The organism is Acinetobacter sp. 3657, from assembly GCF_031456775.1.
Lineage (GTDB): Bacteria > Pseudomonadota > Gammaproteobacteria > Pseudomonadales > Moraxellaceae > Acinetobacter.
Genome location: NZ_JAVDVH010000001.1, coordinates 354,374 through 379,455, shown reverse-complemented (window position 1 = coordinate 379,455; position 25,082 = coordinate 354,374). Strand labels below are relative to the sequence as shown.

Annotated in this window: 23 protein-coding genes; 9 read left to right on the top strand and 14 right to left on the bottom strand. The window is 39.4% G+C overall.

Going from position 1 to position 25,082, the window contains the following annotated elements; translation table 11 throughout:
• Positions 1 to 61: 61 nt before the first annotated feature.
• Entirely contained in the window at positions 62 to 1,210 is a 1,149-nt protein-coding gene (locus tag J2Y37_RS01730; protein ID WP_349031648.1) for an acyl-CoA dehydrogenase family protein, read from the bottom strand.
• 244 nt (positions 1,211 to 1,454) lie between these two features.
• On the opposite strand from J2Y37_RS01730, the gene J2Y37_RS01725 reads away from it, so the two are divergent.
• Positions 1,455 to 2,453, top strand: a complete 999-nt coding sequence (locus J2Y37_RS01725) for a glycosyl transferase family protein (protein ID WP_349031647.1) — start codon at positions 1,455 to 1,457, stop codon at positions 2,451 to 2,453.
• 18 nt (positions 2,454 to 2,471) lie between these two features.
• On the opposite strand, the gene J2Y37_RS01720 is transcribed toward J2Y37_RS01725, so the two are convergent.
• From J2Y37_RS01720 to J2Y37_RS01690, 7 genes are all read right to left on the bottom strand, one after another.
• Positions 2,472 to 3,053 carry a hypothetical protein gene (locus J2Y37_RS01720; RefSeq protein ID WP_349031646.1) on the bottom strand — a complete coding sequence of 194 codons (582 nt, stop codon included), beginning with the start codon at positions 3,051 to 3,053 and terminating at the stop codon, positions 2,472 to 2,474.
• A gap of 126 nt (positions 3,054 to 3,179) precedes the next feature.
• Entirely contained in the window at positions 3,180 to 4,226 is a 1,047-nt protein-coding gene (locus tag J2Y37_RS01715) for an Imm72 family immunity protein (protein ID WP_349031842.1), read from the bottom strand.
• Positions 4,227 to 4,346: 120 nt separating this feature from the next.
• Positions 4,347 to 5,315: a hypothetical protein gene (locus J2Y37_RS01710; RefSeq protein WP_349031645.1), complete on the bottom strand. Its 969-nt coding sequence runs from the start codon at positions 5,313 to 5,315 to the stop codon at positions 4,347 to 4,349.
• Positions 5,316 to 5,317: 2 nt separating this feature from the next.
• Positions 5,318 to 6,772, bottom strand: a complete 1,455-nt coding sequence (locus J2Y37_RS01705) for a hypothetical protein (protein ID WP_349031644.1) — start codon at positions 6,770 to 6,772, stop codon at positions 5,318 to 5,320.
• Positions 6,773 to 6,774: 2 nt separating this feature from the next.
• Positions 6,775 to 9,618: a type VI secretion system Vgr family protein gene (locus J2Y37_RS01700; protein WP_349031643.1), complete on the bottom strand. Its 2,844-nt coding sequence runs from the start codon at positions 9,616 to 9,618 to the stop codon at positions 6,775 to 6,777.
• A 250-nt stretch (positions 9,619 to 9,868) separates the two neighbouring features.
• Positions 9,869 to 10,141, bottom strand: a complete 273-nt coding sequence (locus J2Y37_RS01695) for a DUF1315 family protein (protein WP_004670737.1) — start codon at positions 10,139 to 10,141, stop codon at positions 9,869 to 9,871.
• Positions 10,138 to 11,046 carry an NAD(+) kinase gene (locus J2Y37_RS01690; protein ID WP_004670736.1) on the bottom strand — a complete coding sequence of 303 codons (909 nt, stop codon included), beginning with the start codon at positions 11,044 to 11,046 and terminating at the stop codon, positions 10,138 to 10,140. The genes J2Y37_RS01695 and J2Y37_RS01690 overlap by 4 nt, the downstream gene beginning before the upstream one ends.
• A gap of 232 nt (positions 11,047 to 11,278) precedes the next feature.
• Between J2Y37_RS01690 and mrcB the strand changes: the two genes are divergently transcribed.
• On the top strand, positions 11,279 to 13,678 hold the full coding sequence (gene mrcB, locus J2Y37_RS01685; protein ID WP_349031642.1) for a penicillin-binding protein 1B: 2,400 nt from the start codon (positions 11,279 to 11,281) through the stop codon (positions 13,676 to 13,678).
• A gap of 19 nt (positions 13,679 to 13,697) precedes the next feature.
• The gene (locus tag J2Y37_RS01680) at positions 13,698 to 14,258 is read left to right on the top strand and encodes a tetratricopeptide repeat protein (protein WP_241323093.1); all 561 of its coding nucleotides are present in this window, start codon (positions 13,698 to 13,700) and stop codon (positions 14,256 to 14,258) included.
• An 8-nt stretch (positions 14,259 to 14,266) separates the two neighbouring features.
• Here J2Y37_RS01680 and J2Y37_RS01675 read toward each other — a convergent pair whose 3' ends face one another.
• Positions 14,267 to 15,178, bottom strand: a complete 912-nt coding sequence (locus J2Y37_RS01675; RefSeq protein WP_349031641.1) for a thiamine phosphate synthase — start codon at positions 15,176 to 15,178, stop codon at positions 14,267 to 14,269.
• A 177-nt stretch (positions 15,179 to 15,355) separates the two neighbouring features.
• Here J2Y37_RS01675 and J2Y37_RS01670 point away from each other — a divergent pair, with 177 nt between their 5' ends.
• On the top strand, positions 15,356 to 15,526 hold the full coding sequence (locus J2Y37_RS01670; RefSeq protein WP_004670732.1) for a hemin uptake protein HemP: 171 nt from the start codon (positions 15,356 to 15,358) through the stop codon (positions 15,524 to 15,526).
• A gap of 83 nt (positions 15,527 to 15,609) precedes the next feature.
• On the opposite strand, the gene J2Y37_RS01665 is transcribed toward J2Y37_RS01670, so the two are convergent.
• The gene (locus tag J2Y37_RS01665) at positions 15,610 to 17,388 is read right to left on the bottom strand and encodes a GspE/PulE family protein (RefSeq protein WP_004670731.1); all 1,779 of its coding nucleotides are present in this window, start codon (positions 17,386 to 17,388) and stop codon (positions 15,610 to 15,612) included.
• 43 nt (positions 17,389 to 17,431) lie between these two features.
• Entirely contained in the window at positions 17,432 to 18,172 is a 741-nt protein-coding gene (gene tsaA, locus J2Y37_RS01660) for a tRNA (N6-threonylcarbamoyladenosine(37)-N6)-methyltransferase TrmO (RefSeq protein WP_349031640.1), read from the bottom strand.
• Positions 18,173 to 18,272: 100 nt separating this feature from the next.
• On the opposite strand from tsaA, the gene J2Y37_RS01655 reads away from it, so the two are divergent.
• Complete coding sequence (locus J2Y37_RS01655; protein WP_005197395.1) at positions 18,273 to 19,052, top strand: ferredoxin--NADP reductase; 780 nt, start codon at positions 18,273 to 18,275, stop codon at positions 19,050 to 19,052.
• A gap of 96 nt (positions 19,053 to 19,148) precedes the next feature.
• Here J2Y37_RS01655 and J2Y37_RS01650 read toward each other — a convergent pair whose 3' ends face one another.
• The gene (locus J2Y37_RS01650; RefSeq protein ID WP_004670728.1) at positions 19,149 to 19,709 is read right to left on the bottom strand and encodes a TetR/AcrR family transcriptional regulator; all 561 of its coding nucleotides are present in this window, start codon (positions 19,707 to 19,709) and stop codon (positions 19,149 to 19,151) included.
• A gap of 451 nt (positions 19,710 to 20,160) precedes the next feature.
• On the opposite strand from J2Y37_RS01650, the gene J2Y37_RS01645 reads away from it, so the two are divergent.
• Positions 20,161 to 21,021: a hypothetical protein gene (locus J2Y37_RS01645; protein WP_349031639.1), complete on the top strand. Its 861-nt coding sequence runs from the start codon at positions 20,161 to 20,163 to the stop codon at positions 21,019 to 21,021.
• 61 nt (positions 21,022 to 21,082) lie between these two features.
• Here the strand turns inward: J2Y37_RS01645 and J2Y37_RS01640 are convergent, their stop codons facing one another.
• Positions 21,083 to 21,961: an NAD(P)/FAD-dependent oxidoreductase gene (locus J2Y37_RS01640; protein ID WP_349031638.1), complete on the bottom strand. Its 879-nt coding sequence runs from the start codon at positions 21,959 to 21,961 to the stop codon at positions 21,083 to 21,085.
• A 107-nt stretch (positions 21,962 to 22,068) separates the two neighbouring features.
• Between J2Y37_RS01640 and J2Y37_RS01635 the strand changes: the two genes are divergently transcribed.
• Positions 22,069 to 22,524, top strand: a complete 456-nt coding sequence (locus tag J2Y37_RS01635; protein ID WP_349031637.1) for an Rrf2 family transcriptional regulator — start codon at positions 22,069 to 22,071, stop codon at positions 22,522 to 22,524.
• A gap of 116 nt (positions 22,525 to 22,640) precedes the next feature.
• Positions 22,641 to 23,096, top strand: a complete 456-nt coding sequence (locus J2Y37_RS01630) for a DUF441 domain-containing protein (protein WP_349031636.1) — start codon at positions 22,641 to 22,643, stop codon at positions 23,094 to 23,096.
• Positions 23,097 to 23,192: 96 nt separating this feature from the next.
• Here J2Y37_RS01630 and J2Y37_RS01625 read toward each other — a convergent pair whose 3' ends face one another.
• Positions 23,193 to 24,113, bottom strand: a complete 921-nt coding sequence (locus J2Y37_RS01625; RefSeq protein ID WP_349031635.1) for a LysR family transcriptional regulator — start codon at positions 24,111 to 24,113, stop codon at positions 23,193 to 23,195.
• Between the two features lie 289 nt (positions 24,114 to 24,402).
• Between J2Y37_RS01625 and J2Y37_RS01620 the strand changes: the two genes are divergently transcribed.
• Positions 24,403 to 25,077 (top strand): epoxyqueuosine reductase QueH, encoded by a 675-nt coding sequence (locus J2Y37_RS01620; RefSeq protein WP_349031634.1) that lies wholly within the window; start codon positions 24,403 to 24,405, stop codon positions 25,075 to 25,077.
• The last annotated feature ends 5 nt before the right edge of the window (positions 25,078 to 25,082 follow it).

Sequence of the window (25,082 nt, the reverse complement as noted above, 5' to 3'; positions counted from 1 at the left end):
TTAACTGATTCAACTCAATTTACACGTTTAAATCGCTATTCAAACGTTATCCATTCTTAAATTAAGCTTTACCAATCAACCCACGCGCCACGATTTCTTTCATGATCTCGTTGGTACCGCCATAGATACGCTGAATCCGCGCATCTGTGAAGAAGCGTGAAATTGGATATTCGCTCATATAGCCATAACCACCAAACAACTGAAGCAAGTTGTCAGCAACTTTCATTTGCATGTCTGTACTAAAACTCTTCAGTGCAGCCGCAGTTTCGACATCCAACTTACCTTCATTGTATAAAGCCACATTCTGATTGTAAAAAGCTGCTGTCGCTAACTCATCAATTTTGGCTTGAGCCAATACAAAACGCGTGTTTTGGAACTGAGCAATAGCCTGACCGAACGCTTGACGCTCTTTCACATAAGCAGTTGCTAGATCTATCGCACCGCGAATCGCACCCAATGCTGTAGAAGCAATCGCTGTGCGCTCACGTGGCAACTCTTGCATCAAGTACGCAAAGCCTGAACCTGCATTACCTAATAATTGATCTTTAGGCACTTTGACATTGTCAAAGAACAATTCAGACGTATCTTGCGAATGTAAGCCGATTTTGTCTAGGTTTGTGCCTTTCTTAAAACCATCCAAATGTGTATCGACGAGCATTAAAGAGACACCTTTAGCACGCGCTTGAGGATCAGTTTTTACCGCAAGCACGACTACATCAGCATGCTGACCATTGGAAATAAATGTTTTAGAACCATTTAATAGGTAATGGTCATCTTGCAAAATCGCGCTAGTACGCATTGCTTGTAAATCTGAACCAGCACCCGGTTCAGTCATACCAATTGCACCAACCACTTCTCCTGATACCATTTTTGGTAGCCAATACTGCTTTTGTTCTTCAGTGCCAATATGTTGAATATAAGGTGCGGCGATTTCAGAATGACATGAAATACCTGTCGATAATGCACAATATCCCGCACGAGCAGACTCTTCAACCAACATCAGTGAATAATGTGTTGGAACACCATAACCACCATATTCTTCTGGTACATCTACACAGAGGAAGCCATTTTCACCCAACAATGTCCAAACCGAACGTGGCATAAGTCCTTCACGTTCCCATTGTTCATAATGAGGTGCAATATGCTCACTCATAAAACGTTTAAAGTTATCGCGGAAGAGTTCCAAATCTGCATCGTAAGCTAACATCATTATTTCCTTTCGATTTCATTTTTCTTAAAAAATTACTCCGCAGCCATGCTAATGATTTTTAAGCGCACTGTCATGTTCCTTTTACATCAAATCACTAGACTCATTCGGTCAATAGTTTTATTTACATCAGTAAAAATTTGCGCACAATTGCTTAATGATTAAATAGCTCAACTTATTTTTTACGCTAAACACTCGACTTTTATGTCATATTAATTTTACTCCTAGCGATGACTTCAATCTGACCATGAATACAAAACGAAATATCTATAAAACTTCAGAACATCCTTTCGCTCAGTATGTTCGTATCTTGGGTAAAGGAAAAACAGGTTCTCGCTCACTCAGCTATGAAGAAGCTTATCAAGCTTTTAGCATGATCTTGAAAGGTGAGGTTCTGGATGTTCAACTCGGTGCATTTTTGATGCTATTACGCGTCAAAGAAGAATCTGTCGATGAACTTGCTGGTTTTGTACAAGCAACCCGTGATCAACTCAATTTTCAGCCCCTAGAAGTAGATTTGGATTGGTCATCCTACGCAGGTAAACGTAAACATTATCCGTGGTTTTTATTAGCGGCTCTAACTTTGGCTCATCATGGCTATAAAATCGTGATGCATGGTGCATCAGGTCATACAATTAACCGTGTATATACAGAACAAGTTTTACAATATTTAGGCTTTTCTATTTGCCAAAATGAGCACGATGTTCGCGAACAATTAAATCAGCATAATTTTGCTTATCTACCACTCGAAACGATTTCACCAATTTTAAGCGAACTGATTTCACTGAGAAATGTGATGGGTTTGCGCTCTCCAATTCATACGCTTGCACGTTTGATTAATCCGTTTAATGCCAAAGCAACTTTACAAGCCATCTTCCATCCTGCTTATCGTACTTCTCACCAACAAACTGCTTTTCGTTTGGGTTATCAAAATAGCGCGGTGATCAAAGGCGAAGGTGGTGAGTTTGAACGCAATCCTGATGCCAAGACCCTAATTTGTGGGATAAAAAATGGCGAACTTTATGAGCATGAGTTACCAAAACTAACGCCTGACCGCAGTCCAATTGAAGAAGAGCTTGATCTTGCGGTATTTAAAGCTGTTTGGCTGGGCGAACAAACTCATGAATACGGGGAAATGGCAATCATAGAAACCATGGGAATTGCACTTTATACCATGGGCGTATTCAATAACCACGATGAGGCGATGGCAAAAGCAAAACAGCTTTGGGATAGTCGTTTAAATTAGAATGAGTGAAGCGATTTCTCAGTGATTTGTGAAATCGCCTTCAATCACTGAAATTTCAATACAGATCTCATTTTTGGTTATCACTTCTATCTTATGCTTCTCTGTATACCACTCATGATAAGCTATGCCAAAGTCATAACTCCCAAACTGATTGCAAAGTCCCGCATTATGGGGTTTTTCGATTTCATTTATTGAGATCCCAATAAGCCGCTCTGGATTACTAAAAAACTCTTCAATCTGTTGTTTATTTTTGACTATTTCAAAATTTTTATCCTCAGAAAAAACAATAGGATTCAGTGAATAATTCTTTTTAAATAGCTCTTCATAAATAATAATTAGAATAACTGCAATAATTGGTAGCAATATAAACAAATGATAATTTTTATTTATCCAGAAATAAATACTTAGCCTTAAAAATAACCCTGTTACTAGCCCTCCATAGATATAAGAGAAGCAAATCTGAAGTTTTCTTAATTTTAAATAATAGCAAAACCAATATAAACTGAGTGCAATCAAAATAAAAGCTAACAATATTAGTGCGTTAAAATAAAGAAAACCAAGTATTCCCAATAAGAAGCACGTAAAACTAATTATTGGCATAACTTAATCCCCTTCATACTCCTAATATCACTCAAAAGTCTATAACGCATTTAAATAGAATTTTTTAAAATGGGTTTTTAACATCAAAAAACTCTTCTGCTTTGACATAGCTTGAATATTAAACATCTATTCACCATCAAACTGCCAATACACTTCACCCCAGTCCTGATTTTTAATCTCAGGTAAGACCCCACCCTGTTTAAAGTATTGACGTGAATTTTCTTGGGTGACTGTAAACCAATAACCTGATTTGGGACAGACTTGACCTGCATGTATACTCAATTTTTCAATAGACTCGGCATTGGTCTGAGTACCTTCGATACCAATATTTTCAATGTCAAAGATATAAGCTTTTTCTTCTTCCGGTATTGTTCCATCTAAATAACGTTTATCTTCCCAAATTAAGTGCCATTCGGTAAATTTAGATTTCTGTATATCTCCATTACTATATTTTGGTGCAATGGTTCCTTGATAAAAGTAATTAGGACAACCTTTATCCCCACCATCTAGTTTTGCCTCATAAATACCAGTTATAGGTATTTCATGGTCTGTTTCTATAACAATTGTCTCAAAACTCTTACATTCTAATGAGCTACTTACTTTATTTATAATATTTTCTTTATACAAAGGCCAATAACTTAATTCAAAAAATGATTCAAAATTCCATTTTTGAAATAGTTTATCTAAATTTTTAGGTAGGAAATATTGTGCATATTTATAATCTGATGAAACTGTAATCTTCGCTATATCTAACATTTCAGATGCTATAAGAAGCTTTTTAATAGCCCCAATATGATATGGTTCTTCAAATAGACCACCATCTCTCCCACGTATACCTAGTTCAATATATAGAGGGTCATTAGCTAAATCTTTCTCATCTCCATAACGGCCAAATATTACGCCTTTTATTCCGCCTTCAAAAAACAAAGGATATATTTCATTTTTATATGGTGTTCTAAAAAAAAGTTCTAAAGCTTTTTCTTGATTATTCAATACATTTAAATACATGACGTATTGTTTCTCATAGTTCTCACTATAATTTTCTTTAATCTCATTTGTAGGATTTCTTAAAAGCCGTTCAAACTCTCTAACAAAGTCAGCATGTAGATCATATATTTTTTTAAAAAAGGAATAGCTTGAGTACATTTTATTCAAATATACTGTTTGACTTATATTAATATTATTTTCTCCATCTATTTCTCATAATTTCAAGAACATACTTATCACCTAATAATATAATTCGCTACCAGCTTATTTTTCTTCTGCTGGTAAAATAACTTGATCATTTAACATCTACTCACCGTCAAACTGCCAATACACTTCGCCCCAGTCCTGATCTTTAATCTCAGGCAAAATGTCACCTTGTTTAAAGTATTGACGTGAATTTTCTTGTGCAACTGTAAACCAATAGCCCGAATGCGTCGCTGGCTGACCCGCCCGAACATTCGCAGGTCGTACAAACGGATTCATTGCTTCTCCCAACTCTCCCCCACTATCGGCAACCTTTTCAATCAGCGTCCATGTACAGGGAGCCAAAATACGTGAACCTGGATATTCAGGGTCATTTTCAGGTATACGGGTTTCACCAGCCAACTCCCATACGTCATTATTAGAAACCCACATAAAAAGAGGAAAACTATCTGGTAAGTCAGGTAAGTAAAATCCTGTTTGGGGAATTTTTTCATCCGTTTTTACTTTTATATTTTCATTTAGGCGATAAACAGGATAAGTTAATGGTGGAGGGGTCACTGGGTCATATTTAAAAGAACTATCATGTGAACCAATCTGAGAAAAATAATGGGTTAGACTGCCAGGTGACCATTGTTGAACTGTATGCTCAATCGCTTCAGCAAGCCGAGCTGCCTTAAATAATAAGTGTAGATACTTTGCAGCCGCTTTGGGTTCAACCTCATCCATCCACTCTACACTAAACTCCCGCTGCCCATTGGTGCTAGCCCTTAAAGAAAAACCAATATAACAGTCAAAATCATTGTTTAGTCGTTGAATATAGCTTTCATTCAGCCATTCCATCGTACTTCTAAAGTTGGGAATCACACGTTCTCCCCAAACGATATCAGGCTGTTCAGGTAAACGACGATTACGATAGTCTGGCGGGAGATCATTCATAAAACGATCCAATAAGCTTTCTAGATAATCCAGCATCTCTTTCCAGATGTCCCGAATCATTTTTATCCGTTCAGGTTTCAGAAATTGTTCCATCACATAGATATCATGTGCAATCAGAGGGGTAGAATAGCTCATTGTTATCTCCAGTTATTGGTAAGTGTTGGAATACCGACCAGATTAGCACCTTGCCCAGTATTCAGACCACTATCGTAGCCCCAGTTGGTTGGCATCCGCTGGCTAACATAAGCTGCATTTAAATCTTTAGGATCAAGCACAATCTGTTTACCTCCACCTTCTAAGACATAGCCTTTTAATTTATCAAGCTCCTGAGAGGCTGCTGGTCCTTCCCAGACATTTAGACCACCTTTAGGTACAGTATAGGTCACGTATTCTCCATTACTATTCCAGTTTGCCCACACTGCAAATTTACGTCGCCAGTCAGATTTACTCTTGAGTTTGTCAAACTCTGCCTTACGCATCCAGCAAATACTATTATCCGCTGAAGTCGGGTCAACTACCCGATACAGTACTTCACCCTCTGGAATAGTCACGGCTTTAATTTTCTTGGTAGCAAAGGTGGCATAAGCATCCTTAAGTGGATGCCTTTCTCCAGCCTTAACGGTTGGATTTAAGTCTGGAAAACCTTTTTTTCTCACCACATTGACAGCTTCTTCTGCTTCATAAGGGATTCTTCTTGTCTTATCTACCCAATCTGGCTTATTGCTCTTAATTGAGGCTATTTCCGCAGGCTCACCAGGTTTATTCATTCGGGTAAAATTATTTCGATCTACTGTCGCCCTAAAAGCATTGTCTGCTTCGATATCAAAACGTCTTGCTGTACGCTCCAACATATTTTGTACAGGGGTAATAAAATCACCCATCTTCGCAGCTTTACTACGTACTTCTTTTACATCCCTCATCAACGCGTTGGTTTTAGCGACCATCTCAGCGCCACCCCAACGATTTACATATTCAAGTAACTGCTGTAAATCCTTGATACGGTCATCAAAAGGTTTTAACAAATTCTTTGTATTGAGCTGTCCTTTCACAGTACGCAGATTTAAAGCAATTTCTTTATAAACATTTGTAATGTTCATACTTTTTAAAACTTTCTGTACTTTTGGATTAGCGATATGTTTCTTGACTTCAGCAATACCGATCTCGATTTGTGGACTGATAATTTGATAAAAATCGATCTTTTCTCCAGCTTTTGCGGCTAGTTTATATATTCTTTTTTGTACCATTTTAAACAGGATTTTAAATATCCCTTTAAACAATGACCCAAGTACTGGAAATAAACCAATTAACGTAATAATAAGACCAATCCAAGCCCATACATTACTATCATCTTCTTTTATTTTTTTACAATTCGCACAAATATCACGTACGTCACAGATTTGATCAACTACTGGAATCATCGAAATAACTGTACCAACTGCAATTTGTGTAGTACTTTGATCTTCAGCAAAGTCCCCTTGTAAAACGACCCAGATCCATTCACCAGCAGCCTCTAAACTTTGCATTCCGCTATTAACTAAACGTTTCGGCGCAGCGGCATACCATGCCAATGCATTTTGTAATTCCTTATCCATGATCAGACATCACTTTTCGAGTTCGTAGTTAAATTAGTAGTGTTCTCTTGAGACTCTGTTGTAGACAGTTTTTCAATCACCTGACTAAATGGTTCCCATGGCTTATCAGGCTCTGACTTTTTTTCCTCATACTCAACTCTTAACGCTTTATCTGGAACATTCTCATGGTGGGCCTTGCCCTGTTCATCTAATCGCCCTTCAATCACTTGGTTATTTTCAAAAAATATCTTATAACCTAAATTAGCAAATGGCGTTTGATCGACATCTATATGCTCTAAAGCAATCCAATTCTTTTTTTCAAATCTTGGTAGTGCAGGAACGCTCATTTTCACACCAGCCCCACCCATAAACAAATTCTGCCCAGCTTTCACCTCGAACTTGCCACCTGTAGTTGGAAATATCCCTGAATCATTCAGCTTAAGCTCTGAACTATCTGCTTTAAATACAATCTCCTTTGGGCTGGTAATATAGATCGCATCTTCAGTCGAAATAATTTGTATATCTTTACGGGCAATGAAGTCAGCAGCATCACCTTGTGCCTGTATCTCAAACTTACCTTTTGCTGCAACCTGTTTAATCCCGCCTTGTGCTGCAAATAGGCTGATCTTTTGACTGGCTTGGGCGATTAAATTCTTTTGTGTAGTTAGGTTAATGCTGTCCCCTGCAAATTGGTTCAGTTGCCCATCGGCGGAAAGGTGTATGTCCTCTGATGTACTCAATCCAATGCCATTTGGCGAACTGAGTAGTAATAAGGCTTTGTTGAATTTGGCAATATCCTGTTGAATCTCTTCTGCAAAGCTTTTGAGTTGTTCTAATGCTTCCAGTTCATCGGTTTGTTGATTCTTCGCCACTTCACTTAGGGCTTTGGCATTGCTTTGGTTGCCTTCCAGCTGTTGTTTGGCTGTTTGCGCTTCAAGGTGTTCGCCTTGAGCTTGTTGTTGCGGATGAGTAGTGATCAGTAAGCCTTCGCCTGCTCGAATCGCTCCCCATTGGTCAGTGCGTAGTTCAAAGCCTTCGCCGCGGTCTTCACTTTCTGCTTGGGCTTTGGGATGGCTGAGTTTTCCGAGATTGAGTTGACTTGATGCATGACTGCTTTGTAGTTGTGCGCTGATCTGTCCAGTGGTGTCGTCAAAGCGTAGTTGGTTGTAACCTGAACCTTGGTATTCTTTGGATTTAATCCCTGCCAGTTTCTTAGTGTCGGGGAGTTGTCCTTGGTTATCGAATTTTGTTGGACTACGTTGTGCTTCGTGCAGTCGTCCTGTGACATAAGGTCGGTCGATGTTGCCATCAAAGAAGTCGATGACCACGATCTCACCAATGCGTGGCAGGAAGCGTGCCCCGTAGCCTTCGCCAGCCCAAGGCGTCAGTACATCGACCCATGCCGAGTCGGTATCGTTGTCATTGCTACCTGCACCACCATCGTGTTGGTGGTCATCATTTCGGGTAAACAGGAATCGGACTTTGATTCTGCCCCATTCATCGACATGGATTTCTTCACCTGATGGTCCAACCACTTTGGCTCGTTGTGGGTTGGCTGCTGGGCGGTGTTGTAGGGGTTGGTATTCTGGTACAATTTTGATGTTACGACGTTGTAGGGTCAGTTGGTTGGCTTGGCGTTCTTCACTATTGTTTGAATATTGCCATTGGCTTTGTTCAACTAATTGGCTGATTTGATCGTTCAAATCTTTGGGTAGGTTGTTCTGATTAAACCAATCTTTTTTGATAATTAGAAACTCTTGGTCTGCCCCACTGTGTTGATCTATTTCTAGGTGTTCGTTCAGTTTAAACCAGTAGCCGACTTGTGTGTCTCGTACTGTAGTATGGGCAATAAACTGTTTGGCTTGGGCATTGTGGTAGTGGCCAAGGTTTTGATTAAGTTTTTCAATTTGGTTGTTGCCTGATGCAGTTGCACCATCTTCACCATTGAGGTCTTGCATCCATGCAGGCGTGATGCACCATGCATCTTCAAGTCCAAGTGATGCGACATCATGTTGTTGGCTATGCCGATGTTTGCTTTGGACGCTGCCTGCACCATCTTCTTGTTCTAGAGCATCGGCTTGCCAGCGTTGGATATGCACGGCCGTTGGTTGTAGAGAGCGTTCAGCAATGAGGCTGGTCATACTGTCAAATTGTTCTGTGGCACTGCTGCGGTGGTAGCGGATATTTCTTCGATCAAGGGCTTGGTATTGGTTGTTATCATCGATCAAGCGGAGTTTTTGGGCTTGGATCGGGCTATTGCTGTTTGCAACAGTGAGTTGGGCTTCGTCGATGAGCCAGTTAATGCCTTCGCTTCTGAGTAGTCGGGTAATGAAATCGTAGTCGCTTTCATTGGCTTGCATCACAAAGGGTCGGATGTCGTAGTCTTGTGTCACGCCGCTGATATCAAGCGTGAGACTGGATGCGAATAAGGGGCTGCGTTGTTGCCATTCTTTAAACAGGGTTTGAATAATATCCAGTATGGTTTTATTCATAAACACGCGGCTGTTACGGCGTTTATGCCACAGTGCGGTGGCATCTTGGAGTTTGAGTTTATATAGGGTCAGTGAACCGTCACTTTGTCCTTGCACAGCTTCGGTAATGATGCCTGTGGTTCTAAATAATGTGCCTGTATCGGTGACTTGATCAACGGCGACTTGGCAACCAATGAATTGTTTTAGTGGGATAGTGGCGTTGGTTGATAGGCAAATCAGTTCCGCAGTTCCGCCCTGATTAATAGCATGCTGACCTTGTATTTTTTGTAGGAACACTTCTGTGTTGAGCGCTTGATTGGCAAATTGAATATGAATCGCGCGTTTTTGGGCGGTTAAGCCAAGTTGTTCTAAAGCAAACTGAATCGTGTTAAGCATACTTTTTATTGAGTTCTTTTAAACTTGACGCGCATTTTACAGAAAAAATTAACCACATGCTCAGACGGTTTTGTCTATTTATGACAAATTTTGTCTCATTTTATTGCAGCTTTATGTTTTAGCCATTATTCATTGATACAGACGATAAAAAAATTGTTCACAACCTCTAAATTCTAAATATCGTTAATAAGTTTAAAGAACAATAAAAAATGCTCCTAAATATTTAGGAGCATTTTTTTAGAAAATCGGTTTACACAAATCGAATCGGTTTAAACTCAGGTTCATTTTTGTGATGGTCATCATCACATTCCTCACCTTCTTCTTTTGTACCACGATCGATATAACCACTACGCTGCTCTTCTGGAAGGTTTTCCATTTCCCACGCATAAACAGCTTGCATACAAATTTCGCGCTGCTCTTTGGTCAAAGCAATACCATTTGGCCATTTACCAATTTCAACGGCAGTTCTTAGACGCTCAACAATCTCAGGATTTAAAATAGCGAGCATTTGTTCAATATTCATGAGTCGTCCTGCTGAAAAGATTCAAAGTCTTGGTTCCACCCCAATTTGGTACGACATGCCATATAAAAGTCATAACCGGGCGGATGTAATAGGCTAAGTTTAAACGGATGTTTGCGAATATGCACACTATCCCCAACATTTAGTGCAACACTGTGTTGACCATCGGCGCTCACCATTGGTAAAACACGATTTTCTCGAATAACGATTTTAATCTCACTTTGTCCACCGACAACGATGGGGCGAGAGGATAATGTGTGCGGGTGCATCGGTACTAAAGCAATTGCATCCATACTCGGATGTACAATTGGTCCGCCACCTGAAAGCGAATATGCAGTTGAACCTGTAGGGGTCGCAACAATTAAACCATCACTGTGCTGACGATAGACATATTGTCCATCGATATTTAGCTCAAAATCAATCATGTGAACCGATTTGCCAGAATGCAAAACTACATCATTTAATGCAATCGCATCATAAATCGTTTCACCGTTGGTACGAACTTCCATTTCCAGTAAAAAACGGCGATCTAATTGAAATTGACCTTGTAGAACTTGATCAAGTTTAAAAATCGCTTCAGCAGGTTTGATATCAGTTAAGAAGCCTAATCGACCACGGTTAATCCCAATGACTGGCGTATTATGTCGAACTAGTGCACGAGCAGCATGTAATAGCGACCCATCTCCACCCACTACGATCACTAAATCGACGACTTCACCAAGCAGGTTGCGGCTTACGGTCTGCCCATGGCTATAAGGTACAAGTTTAGATGTTTCCTGATCAAAAACAGGATTTAAACCCAAAGTGATCAAATGATCATGGATTAAACATAACGTTTCTACAACAGAATATTTATCTGGTCGCCCAATTAGACCAATATTTCGAAAGGATTTATGTGAAATTTGCACGAAAAATTTGGCTCCGCTGCGATTCCTGCCTATCATATCACTAACAATCAATGTTGCGTTGATGATTGATTAAAAAGTATAAAAATGTCTATTGCTTATTTTTATACGATGAATATCAATAGTTTCTGAATTTTTTTATTGCATGTTGCTATTTATTCACAGTTTTATGATTGCAAATTACTGATAAGCTATCGCATCATTACCCCCATTGTTTTGGTTTTAACGCAAATCTATGAAGTGTGAACGTGGTATTGGTTTTATAACACTAATTTTTTCAATTTTAGTGATTGGTATTTTTGTTGCCTTTAGCATCTATCTGATTCGCTTGGATAGTATTATTCGCAACAAGTTTGAAGGCCAGCGCTGGGACATCCCCGCTAAGGTTTTTGCTCGCCCATTAGAAATTTATGCGAATGCACCTATTACTCAAGAAAATTTCATCCAAGAATTGAAATTACTGGGTTATAAAAACACGTCAAACTATGAAAAATCAGGTAGCTATGTTACACAAGGCAACCAGATGTATGTGCATACCCGTGGTTTTGACTATGGTGACAGTACTGAACCTGAACAGGTACTAGAAATTGGTTTCTCAAGTGATCGTGTTGGAGATATCCGTTCGACTAAGCCCTCAAGTACAGGGATCGCTCGTTTAGAACCACTATTGATCGGCGGTATTTATCCGCAACACAATGAAGATCGCGTACTGATTAAATTAGATAAAGTACCAAAAACATTGATCGAAGCATTGATTTCGACGGAAGATCGTAACTTTTACAACCATCATGGCGTTTCTGTCAGAGGGACAGCACGTGCTCTGGTCAGTAATGCGACAGGAGGTCGACGCCAAGGTGGTTCGACTTTAACGCAACAATTGGTGAAGAACTTTTATCTTTCCCCTGAAAAAACACTTAAACGTAAAGTCAATGAAGCCCTGATGGCTTTATTAATTGAGTTTCACTACAGCAAAAATGAAATTCTTGAAACCTATCTGAACGAAGTAAATTTAGGTCAAAATGGCAATTATTCAATTAATGGCTATGGTCTCGCTTCACAATTTTATTTTGGTTTGCCATTGCGTGAGCTTAATATTTCACAACAAGCGTTCTTGGTTGGTCTAGTACAAGGTCCATCGTTATATAACCCTTGGCGCAACCCTGAAAATGCAAAAAAACGCCGTGATGTCGTGTTAAATAACATGTTGGTCATGGGTTATCTAACAGAATCTGAATATCAAGACGAAATCGCCCGTCCTTTAAATGTAATTAGTAAACCTACGATTGGGCCTGCAAAGTTCCCTGATTTCCTTGATATTGTACGTCGTCAATTGCGAACTGAATATCAAGAAAGTGATATCACTAATCAAGGTTTAAGAATTTTCACCACCTTAGACCCGATTGCACAAACCAAAGTTCAAAACGTGTTTAAAAATTCGGTCGAGCGTTTAGCGCAAAGAAACCCAGCTCGTTTGAAGAATTTGCAAGGTGCTGTTTTAGTGGCACACCCTGAAAATGGTGAACTGATTGCAGCAGTGGGTTCAACACAGGATTTTACCGGTTTTAACCGAACACTTGATGCGAAACGTCAGGTGGGTTCACTCTTGAAACCCGTCATTTATCTCAATGCCATTGAATCTGGTCGCTATACTTGGGCGAGTCCGATTGAAGATACTGCGGTAAATATTCCGATTGATGGCGGTAAAGGTTGGTCACCAAAGAACTATAGTGGTAATGAAAATGGAATTGTGCCGATGCAACAAGCCTTGGCAAATTCGTATAACCTCTCTACTGTGCGCTTAGCAAATGAGTTTGGTCTATCAACATTTAGCAATAAGTTAAAGCAATTTGGTGTCAGCTCAGATATCCCAGCATATCCATCCATTTATTTGGGTGCCGTTAATATGTCACCGATGGAAGTGCTAGGCATTTATGGCAACTTTGCAACAGGTGGCTTTAAATATCCACCACGCTCTATTCGTACTGTGGTTGATGCGCAAGGACGTTTACTCGACCGTTATGGTTTAAATGTTCAACAAACCATCGACCCGGCCGCCGCGTATATTTTAAACTATGGTTTACAACAAGTAATGCGTTCAGGGACTGGTCGCTCTGCGTACAACAGTTTACCTGAATCATTAAATCTTGCTGGAAAATCAGGTACCACAAACGATACCCGAGACTCTTGGTTTGCAGGTTATTCAGGCAATCATGTTGCGGTTGTATGGTTAGGTCTAGACGATAACAAAGTAACAGGCTTAACGGGTTCATCAGGTGCATTGCCAGTTTGGACTAATGTCATGAAACAACTGCGCCAAGAACCCGTCAACTTGCGTCAAACAGACAATGTACAATGGCAATGGATTGATCGCACCAGTGGTGACTTATCTGCTCAAGGCTGTGAAGGTGCGATGTATATTCCACTGCTTCGTCAAACTGTACCACGCCGTGCAACACTATGCGGTCAATCGCACTACGAAGTTGAGCCAACCTATATGCCTCAAAATGATGGAACAACTGATGATGACAGCATCAGTAATTATATTCGTGAGACTGAAAACCAAATGGATACTGACTTATCCAATCACACCTCTACACGCGTTATTTCTAGCGGTAGTTATAACGGTGAGAACTAATCTAAAAGGATGATTGGACATGATTAAGAAAGCAACGTTTGCTATTGGGATACTGGTACTCACTGGTTGTACGACAACACCAGAGCGCCCAGCACCTCAAACACCACCGCCGAAGGCAACTGATAGCCAGAAAAAGGTTACGCCACCTTCTTCTGGCGTCAAAATCACGCCTTATGAGCAAAAAGAGATTAAACGACAAACTGTTCCAGTCATCGTTGTACCTGAACAGAAAGTTCAACAAAAATTTAGTAATGACGGCTCTCAGCTACCGGCTTTTAGAACGCTAATGCAAAAAACCCAAACAGCGTATAAGCAAAAGCAATTTGCGGATGCAGAACGTTTTGCACTTCAAGCGCAACGCATCGCACCACAAGCCGCGGAAACCTATTTATATTTAGGATTAATCGCGGATCAGCGTAAACAGTATGCCAATGCAGAAGCACTGGCTCGCCGTGGTTTAAGTTATGCTCAGAGCAATAACATGAAGAAGCAACTCTGGTTAATCGTACTGCGTGCGAGTGAAGCACGTAACCACCCCGTTAAAGCCCAAGAAGCGAGAAGAGCGATTCAGGCGCTTTAAGCAGCGATTCAATTTATTGATTCAAACTGGCGAATTCCAGCAAGCCCATAAGCATTATGTTTTTGGGCTTTTTCTAAATCTTCGGGTGCAACACCACCTAAAGCAAACACTGGAATATCACTATTTTTGGCTAACTGCTCAAAACCACTCCACCCTAACACTTTCGCATCGGGGTGCGTATCCGTTGAATTTACAGCGCTTAAGAACACCGCATCACAACCAATTTGCTGAGCATGTTGTAAAGACACTGCATCGTGACAAGCAGCAATCAAACGCTTTCCGACAGGTAATTCAGCTTTTTTTAAACTCAATAATTGTGATTGTTTTAGATGAATCGTTTGTATTTTAGTTTGAATGACGGCATCCAACTGCTGCCAAATATCAAAGTTAAGGATTAATCTTGCAAGTTGATCATCCGATAAAGCTAATAATTGCGCTTCGATTTGATCAACATCTTGCGGCTGTATACGCCAATACAACAAACAATCACTTTCAGGCAGCGCAGTTAATTGTTCACTGATTTTAATCAAATGTGGCCACACTAACCTTTGAATTATCGCAGCATTTGCTTTTGGAAAGTTGAGATCTGATAACTGATCTCGACTATACCAAGTCCATGGTTGATGAATCAGATCAAGTAGCTCATCAGGGACATATGCATGAAATAAATGTAAATTAACAATCACATCCTCATATTCATGTCTTATCACATCAAAAACATGCCAGTTTTTTATGCCTATGCCGACTTCTTCGTATATTTCACGACGACATGCTTGCTCAGATGTTTCACCCGCTTCAACTTTACCACCAGGGAACTCATGTTTATTGCCTTGATGTTGATTTTCCTGTCGCCATCCAACCAACACTTTTGACCTATGTAATAAAATTGCGATCGCAACATCAATTGTATTCTTTGACATCAAAGTCTTATATCCCTCATCTATATGCAGCAATTTTAAGTAATTTGTTAAGCCTTTCACACTTGCAAAATAAAAATAATAAATGATTTTGTAAATAGTCAAAAATTTACGTTGACAGGCTTATTCGATAATGATTATCATTTAAAACATTAAAAGACATACCACGGAGTATAACAAATGAACGCACCATTCAGCCTTTTTACACGCAGCACAGATTCAGCACAATCATTACCAATGCTGCACTCGAACAACCTTTTTGCCTTAGGACGTGAAATACGTATCATGCATGCTGGAGAAGAATACCGCTTACGCTTGACTCGAAACAATCGCCTGATTTTAACCAAGTAATATAATAAAAATCAGAGAATAAAAAAACGTGGGAATAGCAGTATGTCAGCGCGTACTGCTTTTTTTTGCTTGAAATAATAGTACTAATTTAAAGGAACAACTCTTAGCACTTCCTCTAGAGTCGTTACACCCTCTATGACTTTACGTGCCCCCGCGATTCTTAAAGGTTCAACCCCTTCTTTTTTCGCTTGAGCTTTCAAATCATTTAATGTGCCATTTGCACTAATCTGTGTTTTCAACTCCAAACTTACAGGCATAAACTCATAAATACCCACTCGCCCTTTATAGCCAGTCTGGCGGCATACCTCACAACCGACAGCTTTATACATGGTCGCTGGCATATCCATAATATAGTCGAATGTTAAGTGTTCCCATTCCTGCTCATTGATTGCGGTTTCTTGTTTGCAGTGTGGACACAGTTGACGCACTAAACGCTGTGCAAGCACACCAAGAATCGTGGCTGCGGTTAAGAATGGCTGTACACCCAAATCATGTAAGCGGGTTAAGCTTGATGGTGCATCATTGGTATGTAGTGTTGATAATACCAAATGCCCTGTCAATGCAGCTTGAATTGCCATATTGGCGGTATCATGGTCACGAATTTCCCCGACCATAATAATATCGGGATCTTGTCGCATTAGGGCGCGAACCCCGTCAGCAAAGCCCAGTTCAATATTGGGATTTACCTGCATTTGGTTAAAGCTCGGTTCAAGCATTTCAATCGGGTCTTCAATGGTACAGACATTGACTTGTTCGGTTGCAAGCTGTTTGAGTGAAGAATACAGCGTCGTGGTTTTACCTGAGCCTGTCGGCCCCGTCACCAAGATAATACCGTGACTGTGCTGCGTGAGTTGCTGCCAACTTTGTAATAAATGCCCCTCAAAACCCAATTGCTGAAAACTGCGAACCAAGACTTCGGGATCAAAAATCCGCATCACCAACTTTTCGCCAAATGCAGTAGGCAAAGTTGAAAGACGGAGTTCTGTTTCTTGCCCTTTTGGTGTCCGTGTTTTTAAACGGCCATCTTGAGGTTTTCTTTTTTCCGCGACATTCATTCGCCCTAAGATTTTGATCCGAGAAATCACGGCAGTCAGAGTGTTTGCAGGCATATTATAAATGGTGTGCAAAACACCATCGATACGAAAACGCACTTTGCCTTTGTCTTTTCTTGGTTCTAAGTGAATATCACTTGCCCCTTGTTCAAAAGCAAACTGCAACACCCAATCCACCAGCTTGACAATATGCTGATCATTCGCATCAGGAGTTTGCGTATCCCCTAACTGTAATAGCGCCTCTACGCCTTTATTATCACGATCAAAAGCGCTGGTATTTTGTGAAGAATTTACAGCACGACTGACTTGATAATATTCGTGTAAATATCGTTGTAGTTGTTCAGGATTTAATAAAACTCGTTCAATTTTCTTGGGTGCCAAACTACGCTGTAAGTTATTTTCCCATTCCGATGTAAAGGGCTGATCCGTACCAATCAAAATACGATCAGCATGTACTTCAACAGCCAAAATATGATTTCTAACAGCGAACTCTTGCGACATCACGCTGGTTAAAGCAGCAACATCCGCTTTTAAAGGATCAATCACAAACATGGGCAAAGCCGCTTTTTCCGCCAACCACTGACACAAACGATGCAGAGTTAGCGTTGCAGCAGGATTTAACTGATCTTTTAAATTAAAATTGGCAATCCATTGTAAGGGATGCCATTTCAATTGTTCTTTTTGACGATGTGTGGTTTGGATTAACAACTTATCTCGTTCAGTAATACGACCATCTTTTTGCAGTTGCTCTAAGCACCAAGTCACATCAATCGTAAAAGAAAAGTTCGTAAATTTTGCCTCAGCTTGCATGACCGTAATTTCCCCAAATTTATGAATCATTTATATTTTTAAATTAAATTATATTGGACTGCTCTACACTCACCACTGTGACATTCTTTTCATCGACTGTAAAACGAATATTCAAGTGAGCGAAACACATCCCATACACCCGCTCAGTATCTTCTTGATACGCTGGACGAGGATCTAAAGATAACACTTGTTCAAGTTCATCCAATATCTTTTTATCTAGAATAGCCTGATTTAACAGTTGTTTTTGCTGTAGCGAAGCAGTTTCTGCCCATATGACATCCTTACGGATCGGCTCATCTTGAGCATAACCACTGATCGATCCCTCAATTGCATCTGAATATTGAATATAAGGCTTAATATCAAGAATTGGTGTGCCATGTAATAAATCACTACCTGTGACGTATAAACGAATCACTTTGCCGTGCTTTTCAACACGAAGAAAACGAACCACAGACAAACCGATTGGTGATGGCCGATACATGCTTCTGGTCGCAAAAACACCTATTTTTTGGTTGCCCCCGAGACGCGGCGGACGGACTTGTGCACGAAATTTAGTCGTTTGATTCGGAGCACTATCATTTTGTTTATTTTCATGAAACTGCCACAGCAACCACAAATGACTAAAGTCATCTATTCCCTCAAATGCCAAAATCTCATTATAAGGTTCAACCATCTCTATGTACGACTCGATTTGCACCAAGTTCGGCTGCCTTGGGATGCCAAATTTCTCACGATAAGGAGAATGCATATAACCGATTATCGGCATCATTACAGAGTTACTCATCACTTTTTCTGATAAACACAATTAAATATATTCAGTTTATCGAGAATGATTTTAGATTAGAATAGCAATCTGTTTCTTTTATATGTGATCGAGACCTTTAATGGCTGCTTTTAACGTTGAACGCATTACTCATGTTCACCACTGGAATGACACTCTTTTCAGCTTTAAAACAACACGCGATACGAGCCTACGTTTTAAAAATGGTCAGTTCGTGATGATCGGACTTGAAGTGAATGGTAAGCCTTTAATGCGTGCTTATTCGATCGCAAGTGCGAATTATGAAGAAGAGTTAGAGTTCTTCTCAATTAAAGTACAAGATGGTCCACTCACCTCAATCTTACAAAAAGTACAAGTAGGTGATGAAATCCTGATTTCTAAAAAACCGACAGGTACTTTAGTACACGACGATTTGTTACCAGGTAAAAATTTATATCTTTTATCTTCTGGTACTGGACTTGCGCCATTCCTTTCTCTGCTTCGTGATCCAGAAACTTACGAAAAGTTTGAGAAAGTGATCATGGTACATGGTACACGTTATATTTCAGAACTTGCTTACCAAGACTTAATCCTAAATGAGCTTCCAAACCATGAGTTCTTTGAAGAATTAGGCATCAAAGATAAATTGATTTACTACCCAACCGTGACGCGCGAACCGTTCCACACGCAAGGTCGTGTAACTACAGCGATTGAGACTGGTGAACTGTTTGAGAAAATTGGTTTACCTCGTTTTAATCGTGAAACTGACCGTGCCATGCTTTGTGGTAGCCCAGCTTTCCTAAAAGATGTGGCTGCGCTACTTGATCAGCATGGTTTAGTCGAATCACCACGTATGGGTGTTATGGGCGATTATGTGATCGAACGTGCTTTTGTTGAAAAGTAATTTTCAGATGAGATCTAAAAAAACCGAGTCAATTGACTCGGTTTTTTTATTTAGCTTAAATCCATGAAAAATAAAAATTCAGTTAAAAATGATGACTTAGGCTGCATCCAAAGTAATCAGTCGTTCAATATAATACCAACACTCTTCAATTTCGCTGTGATCTTTGGTCACTTTTGCATAGGCAGTCATACCATCTAAGATATTGACATACATCGATGTAAGCACATGAGGTTGAAAGACTTTGGCTTTTTCGAACAAATCCTCAAGCAATCCCATCAACCACTCTCTATACGCTACAATTGGACCAATAATAGATGGGTATTGTTGTAAGATTTCCAGGGATGCTTTTTGAAACATACATCCATGAAAATCATCAGAATTGAACCAACCTAAGTGCCAAAAATAGACCGCTTTAATTTTACCCAAGTAATCATCTTCTTTGAGTAAGTTAATTTCTTGCTCAATCGCTTCTTGAATACTTTTATTTCTTCGAGATAAACACTCCTCGATCAAATTTTCTTTGGAAGGAAAGTATTTATAGAACGTCATTTTTGCAACGTTGGACTCAGCAATAATTCGATCTACGCCTACCGAACTGAAACTATGACGATTAAAGAGGTTTAGAGCCGTTGCAATAATATCTTCTTTTTTTGACATTTTATTATCCTTTTTAGAATTCTTTAAAAAAAATTAATGTATTATTTAGGCATGGTTTATAAGCTGGACAATTCTGGCAACCATGCTTTTTCATATTATTTTAAGATCATTACAGAAAATATAAGTTTTTCCATATTATCTCTCTTATAAATTAAGCAAAAATGAGGTTATAAACAAGCTGATTTGTAAAAAAATCTTTCTATTTCTAAAAAAATTAAAATATATTGTGCATTAATTCACCTTTTAGTGCAATTTTGATTAATTATCAATCTAAATTGAGATTATTTAGCTTATTGAAAAAATTGATTTCACAAAAAATTCATCTTATATTTAATTTATCCAATAAAAATATCTTTGGTTGGGCCAATAGTTATATTCATAAGCAACCAAAAAAATCGAACTATACCATTGGAAAAGCAATAATATTTATTAATTCATTGAGTAAAAAACTATGCCAAAAAAATTTGAAAACTTTGACAACCCTAGACAGAAAGCTATAGACGGAATGAAAAATAGTATTTCTGCCGATGCATGGAACAACAATGTGAATTTTCTGAAGACATTAAGAGCAGAAATTTCAAATCATCCAGTATCTAAACACCCCGCAATCCAACTTCTAAATGACGGTTTAATTGATAAGGAGACCTTAAAACACATTCATTTAGAATATCGCCATGCAATCGTACAGGTATTTACCGATGCTTTGCTGATGGCGCAATTCCAAACAAAACAATTAGAACCTCGATTATTATCTGGTTCCAAAATGTACCCTCGTTTTTTATTAAATCTTAATATATTAGATGAGTTTGGTTTCCGCCCTGCACTCGATAAAGATGAATATTATTCTGGAAATCCAGAATATGCACATTATCCATTATTTGAAGACGTCCTTGATGATTTTGAATTAACTCAAGCGGAACGCAATAACTATTTACCTTCAATCATCGCGCAAAAAGTTCGTGCATATCTAGAAAACTCTTTTGATTGCTATCGTTCAGTTACTGCACTGTTGGCTGTGGCAGAAGAAGAAGTGATTTTATTTAGTCCTGCCTTGCGCCAAGCAACCCATTCGGTTGGCTTTGATGTGAGCAGCGGATATTATCATGTGCATGGTGTATCGCATGATGCGACATCTGAAGCCGCAGACGATGATCACGAAGATGATTTATGGTTTGTCCTTGCTCAAGCATGTACTGAAGCCGACTATGCATCTATTCGTAAAATTTGTTTTGAGTACTGTGATTTATGGCAACAATTTTGGGATGAACAAATTGTGAGCTATCAATATGAAGCGAACAGAAAGTTAGCTTAAATATAAAATCAATCAAAGGTCATCTCCATATTTTTCATGGAAAATGACCTTTAAATTTTAATTAAAATATCAGTGATCGGTGTGCTGCCACACCCGCCATTGTTCCATCCCCAACAGCAAGTGATACAGAACCACCCAATCTCGCCACATCACCGCAGGCAAAAACACCAGCGACAGATGTTTCTTTTAGCGCATTGGTCTTAATCATCTCACCCATTACATTTTTCTCTATTTCACAGCCTAAATGTGCTATCCAGTCTTGTGAAATTAAACATTGAGTTGTGACAAAAATACCATCCATTGAAAGATGCTCTTCATTTTCAAGAATAATCTCACTTTGTCCCACGATTTCCTTAATGATTCGTTGTTCAATAATGACACCGCGCTCAATAAGTTGTGCTTGTATTTCTGCCTCGATTTTTTGTCCATTTAAAAAGAAAGTCACACTCCCCCATTCAGGCAACATCATCGCCATGTGCGCAGCGTTTTCTGAGCTGGCAATAAGACCAATACGTCCTTGGTTGAGTTCATAGCCATGACAATAAGGACAATGAAAAATACTTTTGCCCCAACGCTCCGCAAGTCCTTTGATTTCAGGTAGTTGATCTTTCACACCTGTTGCTACAATGATCTTTTTAGCGCTGACTGCATGTGTTCCATCAATACAAAGATGGAAGTTATCTTCTTTCCGTTCAATCCGTTTGACGAATCCATCCATCCAATCTACAGTTTTATACTGAAGTAATTGTTGCTTTCCGATCTGAGCTATTTCACTCGCTGCAGTACCATCTTGCGTGAGAAATCCATGTGAATGATCTGCAAAACGATTTCTGCGCTGCCCTGCATCGATGACCACCACACGCCTTCTCGCTCGTCCTAAAGGTAACGCTGCCGCTAAGCCCGCATAACTCCCTCCAATGATTGCAACATCATAATTCATTTCAACACCATTAAGTAACTTTTAAAGTTACAGTAATACTTTTCATTCATATTTGCAACTTTTAATGTTACATTAATAATCCTTTTCAACATTTGATTTTTTATCTTATGCGTATCGACAGCAAGCTTTCTCGTATGCTTCATGTACTGCTTCACATGGCCAGACAGAATAAAATTTTTACTTCGGAAGAGATCGCCAATATGCTATCAACCAATGCAGTGGTCGTTAGACGCACGATGGCTGGATTGAAAACCGCTGGTTTTATCCAATCAGAAAAAGGACCTAAGGGTGGTTGGCATCTTATCGCCGATTTAGAGAAAATTACTTTACTAGATATTTATAATGCAGTGGGTGAGCCAACAATTTTTGCTATGGGTAATGAAAGACAAAATCCAGAGTGTGGTGTCGAACGTGTTGTAAATGCAGCCTTAGAAGATGCAATGCAACAGGCACAAAATATTCTTTTAGCAAAATTAAAAGCAACGACACTTGCTGACCTTGCATACGAGTTTGATCAACTTTATCAAGCAAAAATGCATGAACGCCATGCAGTAAAATCTTAATAACGGCATATTCAAGGTTTTTCACAGGATTCGCTTACTTTGCGATCATGTAATTTATTAAAGAGCAGCCTGATAAATTGCGATACAATTCAACTTTATTTATAAATGACGGCGATATGTTTTCACAACTCGATATCAATCTATTGGTTCTGCTCATCTTACTCGCTGTTGGTGTTTTTAGTCATAATACTGCGGTGACGATAGCAACTGGGGTACTGATACTGGTAAAACTCACACCGTTAGAACAATTTTTCCCTTATATCCAACAATATGGATTAAACATTGGAATTATTATTCTCACTATCGGCGTGCTTGCGCCTATCGCTAGCGGGAAAATAAGTGGCGAGAATATTTTAAAGTCTTTTATCAGTGTGAAGTCTTTAATCGCCATTGCTATCGGATTATTGGTTGCATGGCTGGGAGGCCGTGGCATGAAACTCATGACCAGCCAACCCGATGTCATCGCAGGCTTATTGATCGGAACTGTCGCTGGTGTTGCGTTGCTGAGAGGCGTTCCTGTTGGCCCACTTATCGCCGCTGGGATTTTATCTGTTTTTATTGGGAAATCTTAATCTTCGTCGTACATCCATTTTGATAGAAAACCGTCTAACAGGTAGCGTAGAAAAGTTAATTTCATTGACTACCTATTCAACAGACGCTTGTTTTAACTATTTTTCATAATAAACAGCTCGTTTCTGCGAAAATTTTTCCAACTGCTTTAAAAAGCCCTCAAAATAATTCTTTTCTTTATCTTCAGAACGATAGCCAGCATATAAGGTACGTCTTAGCCCTTGAGGTGAAACGCAATCCAAACGACGACTAACCACCCAACCTTTTTGCTCATATTCATTGACCACCCAATCAGGCAAAGCCGCGATCCCTCGCCCACTGGCAACGAGCTGAATTAACATCTGCGTCAAATCGGTAGTTCGAATATGTTTCGGTTGAATATTTTCAGGAATAAACAAATGCGCCATGATGTCCAAACGATGTTTATCGACAGGATAAGTGATTAAGGTTTCTTCTGCCAAATCTTGTACAGATACATGTTCTGCACGAACAAAAGGATGTGTGTTAGATAACACCAAGCGTGACTCATATTCAAAGATTGGGAAATACGCGATCCCCTTGAGTGCAATCGGATCTGCCGTAATCAATAAATCAAATTCTGCATTTTGGAGTAATTCATGTGGGTTTGATTCAAAGCCTGCGGCAAAATCCAAGTCAACATCGGGATATTGGTGACGATATTGATTTAACAAAGGCATCAACCAATCAAAACAACTATGACACTCAGATGAGAAGATGATCCGCCCTGTTTGCCCATGTACGATACGTGCAATATCGGTTTGGGTAATTTGCACCTGCGGCAATACATCATCTGCAAGTTTGAGCAAGCGTTCTCCAACATTAGAAAAGGTCACTGGGCGGCTACGGCGATTGACCACTTCAATACCATACCAGTGATCAAGCTCTTTGAGTTGATGCGAAATTGCCGAAGGCGTAAGACATAAATCTGCTGCGGCTGCAACCAATGAACCATGCTCTCTTAAAGCAGTCAGTGTTTTTAAATGACGAAGTTCTAGCACGATACGAACCAAAAATTGAATTTAATTCATCTTAACATGGAATTAATGAGCTTGTCTCAACATGAATTTTACCTCATTATTCTTAGGTAAAATGAATTTTAATAATCTTAAAAAGTTGAACGCATATTCTGTCGATTCAAGCGCATATACTGAGCTATCCGAAACCTTCAAGCGTATTTTTAATTAGAAAAATTCAGTTCAACCTGAGAATATTTCACTTAATTCAAATTCAAGACGATCAGAAAGCTTTTACAATAGGAGATTATTCACTTATTTATCTTTGTTTGCCATGTCTCTTGAACGCCAAAAGCTTACACTGCCTGAAGGTCACGATAAATTATTATTACATTCATGCTGCGCACCTTGTTCAGGTGAAGTCATGGAAACATTAATCGAATCTGGTATCGACTTTTCGATCTTTTTTTATAATCCCAACATCCATCCAGTCAAAGAATATTTGATTCGTAAAGAAGAAAATATTCGTTTTGCAGAAAAGCATAATATTCCGTTTATTGACTGTGACTACGATACCGACAATTGGTTTGCACGCGCCAAAGGTATGGAGGACGAACCTGAGAAAGGCATTCGCTGCACCATGTGTTTTGATATGCGCTTTGAAAGAACTGCATTGTATGCCCATGAACATGGCTTTGGCTTAATTAGCAGTTCGTTGGGTATTTCGCGTTGGAAGAATATGCAGCAAATCAACGACTGTGGTCTTCGAGCCGCATCTCATTATCCCGAAATGCAATATTGGGACTATAACTGGCGTAAAAACGGTGGTGCTGTCAGGATGCTGGAAGTCAGTAAACGTGAAGAATTCTATCAGCAAGAGTATTGTGGCTGTGTTTATTCACTCAGAGATACCAATCGCTGGCGTATGGGCAATGGACGCGATCGCATCAAACTCGGCGTAAAATTCTATAGCAACGCGATGGATGATGAACACAATGAATCAAACTGATGAAT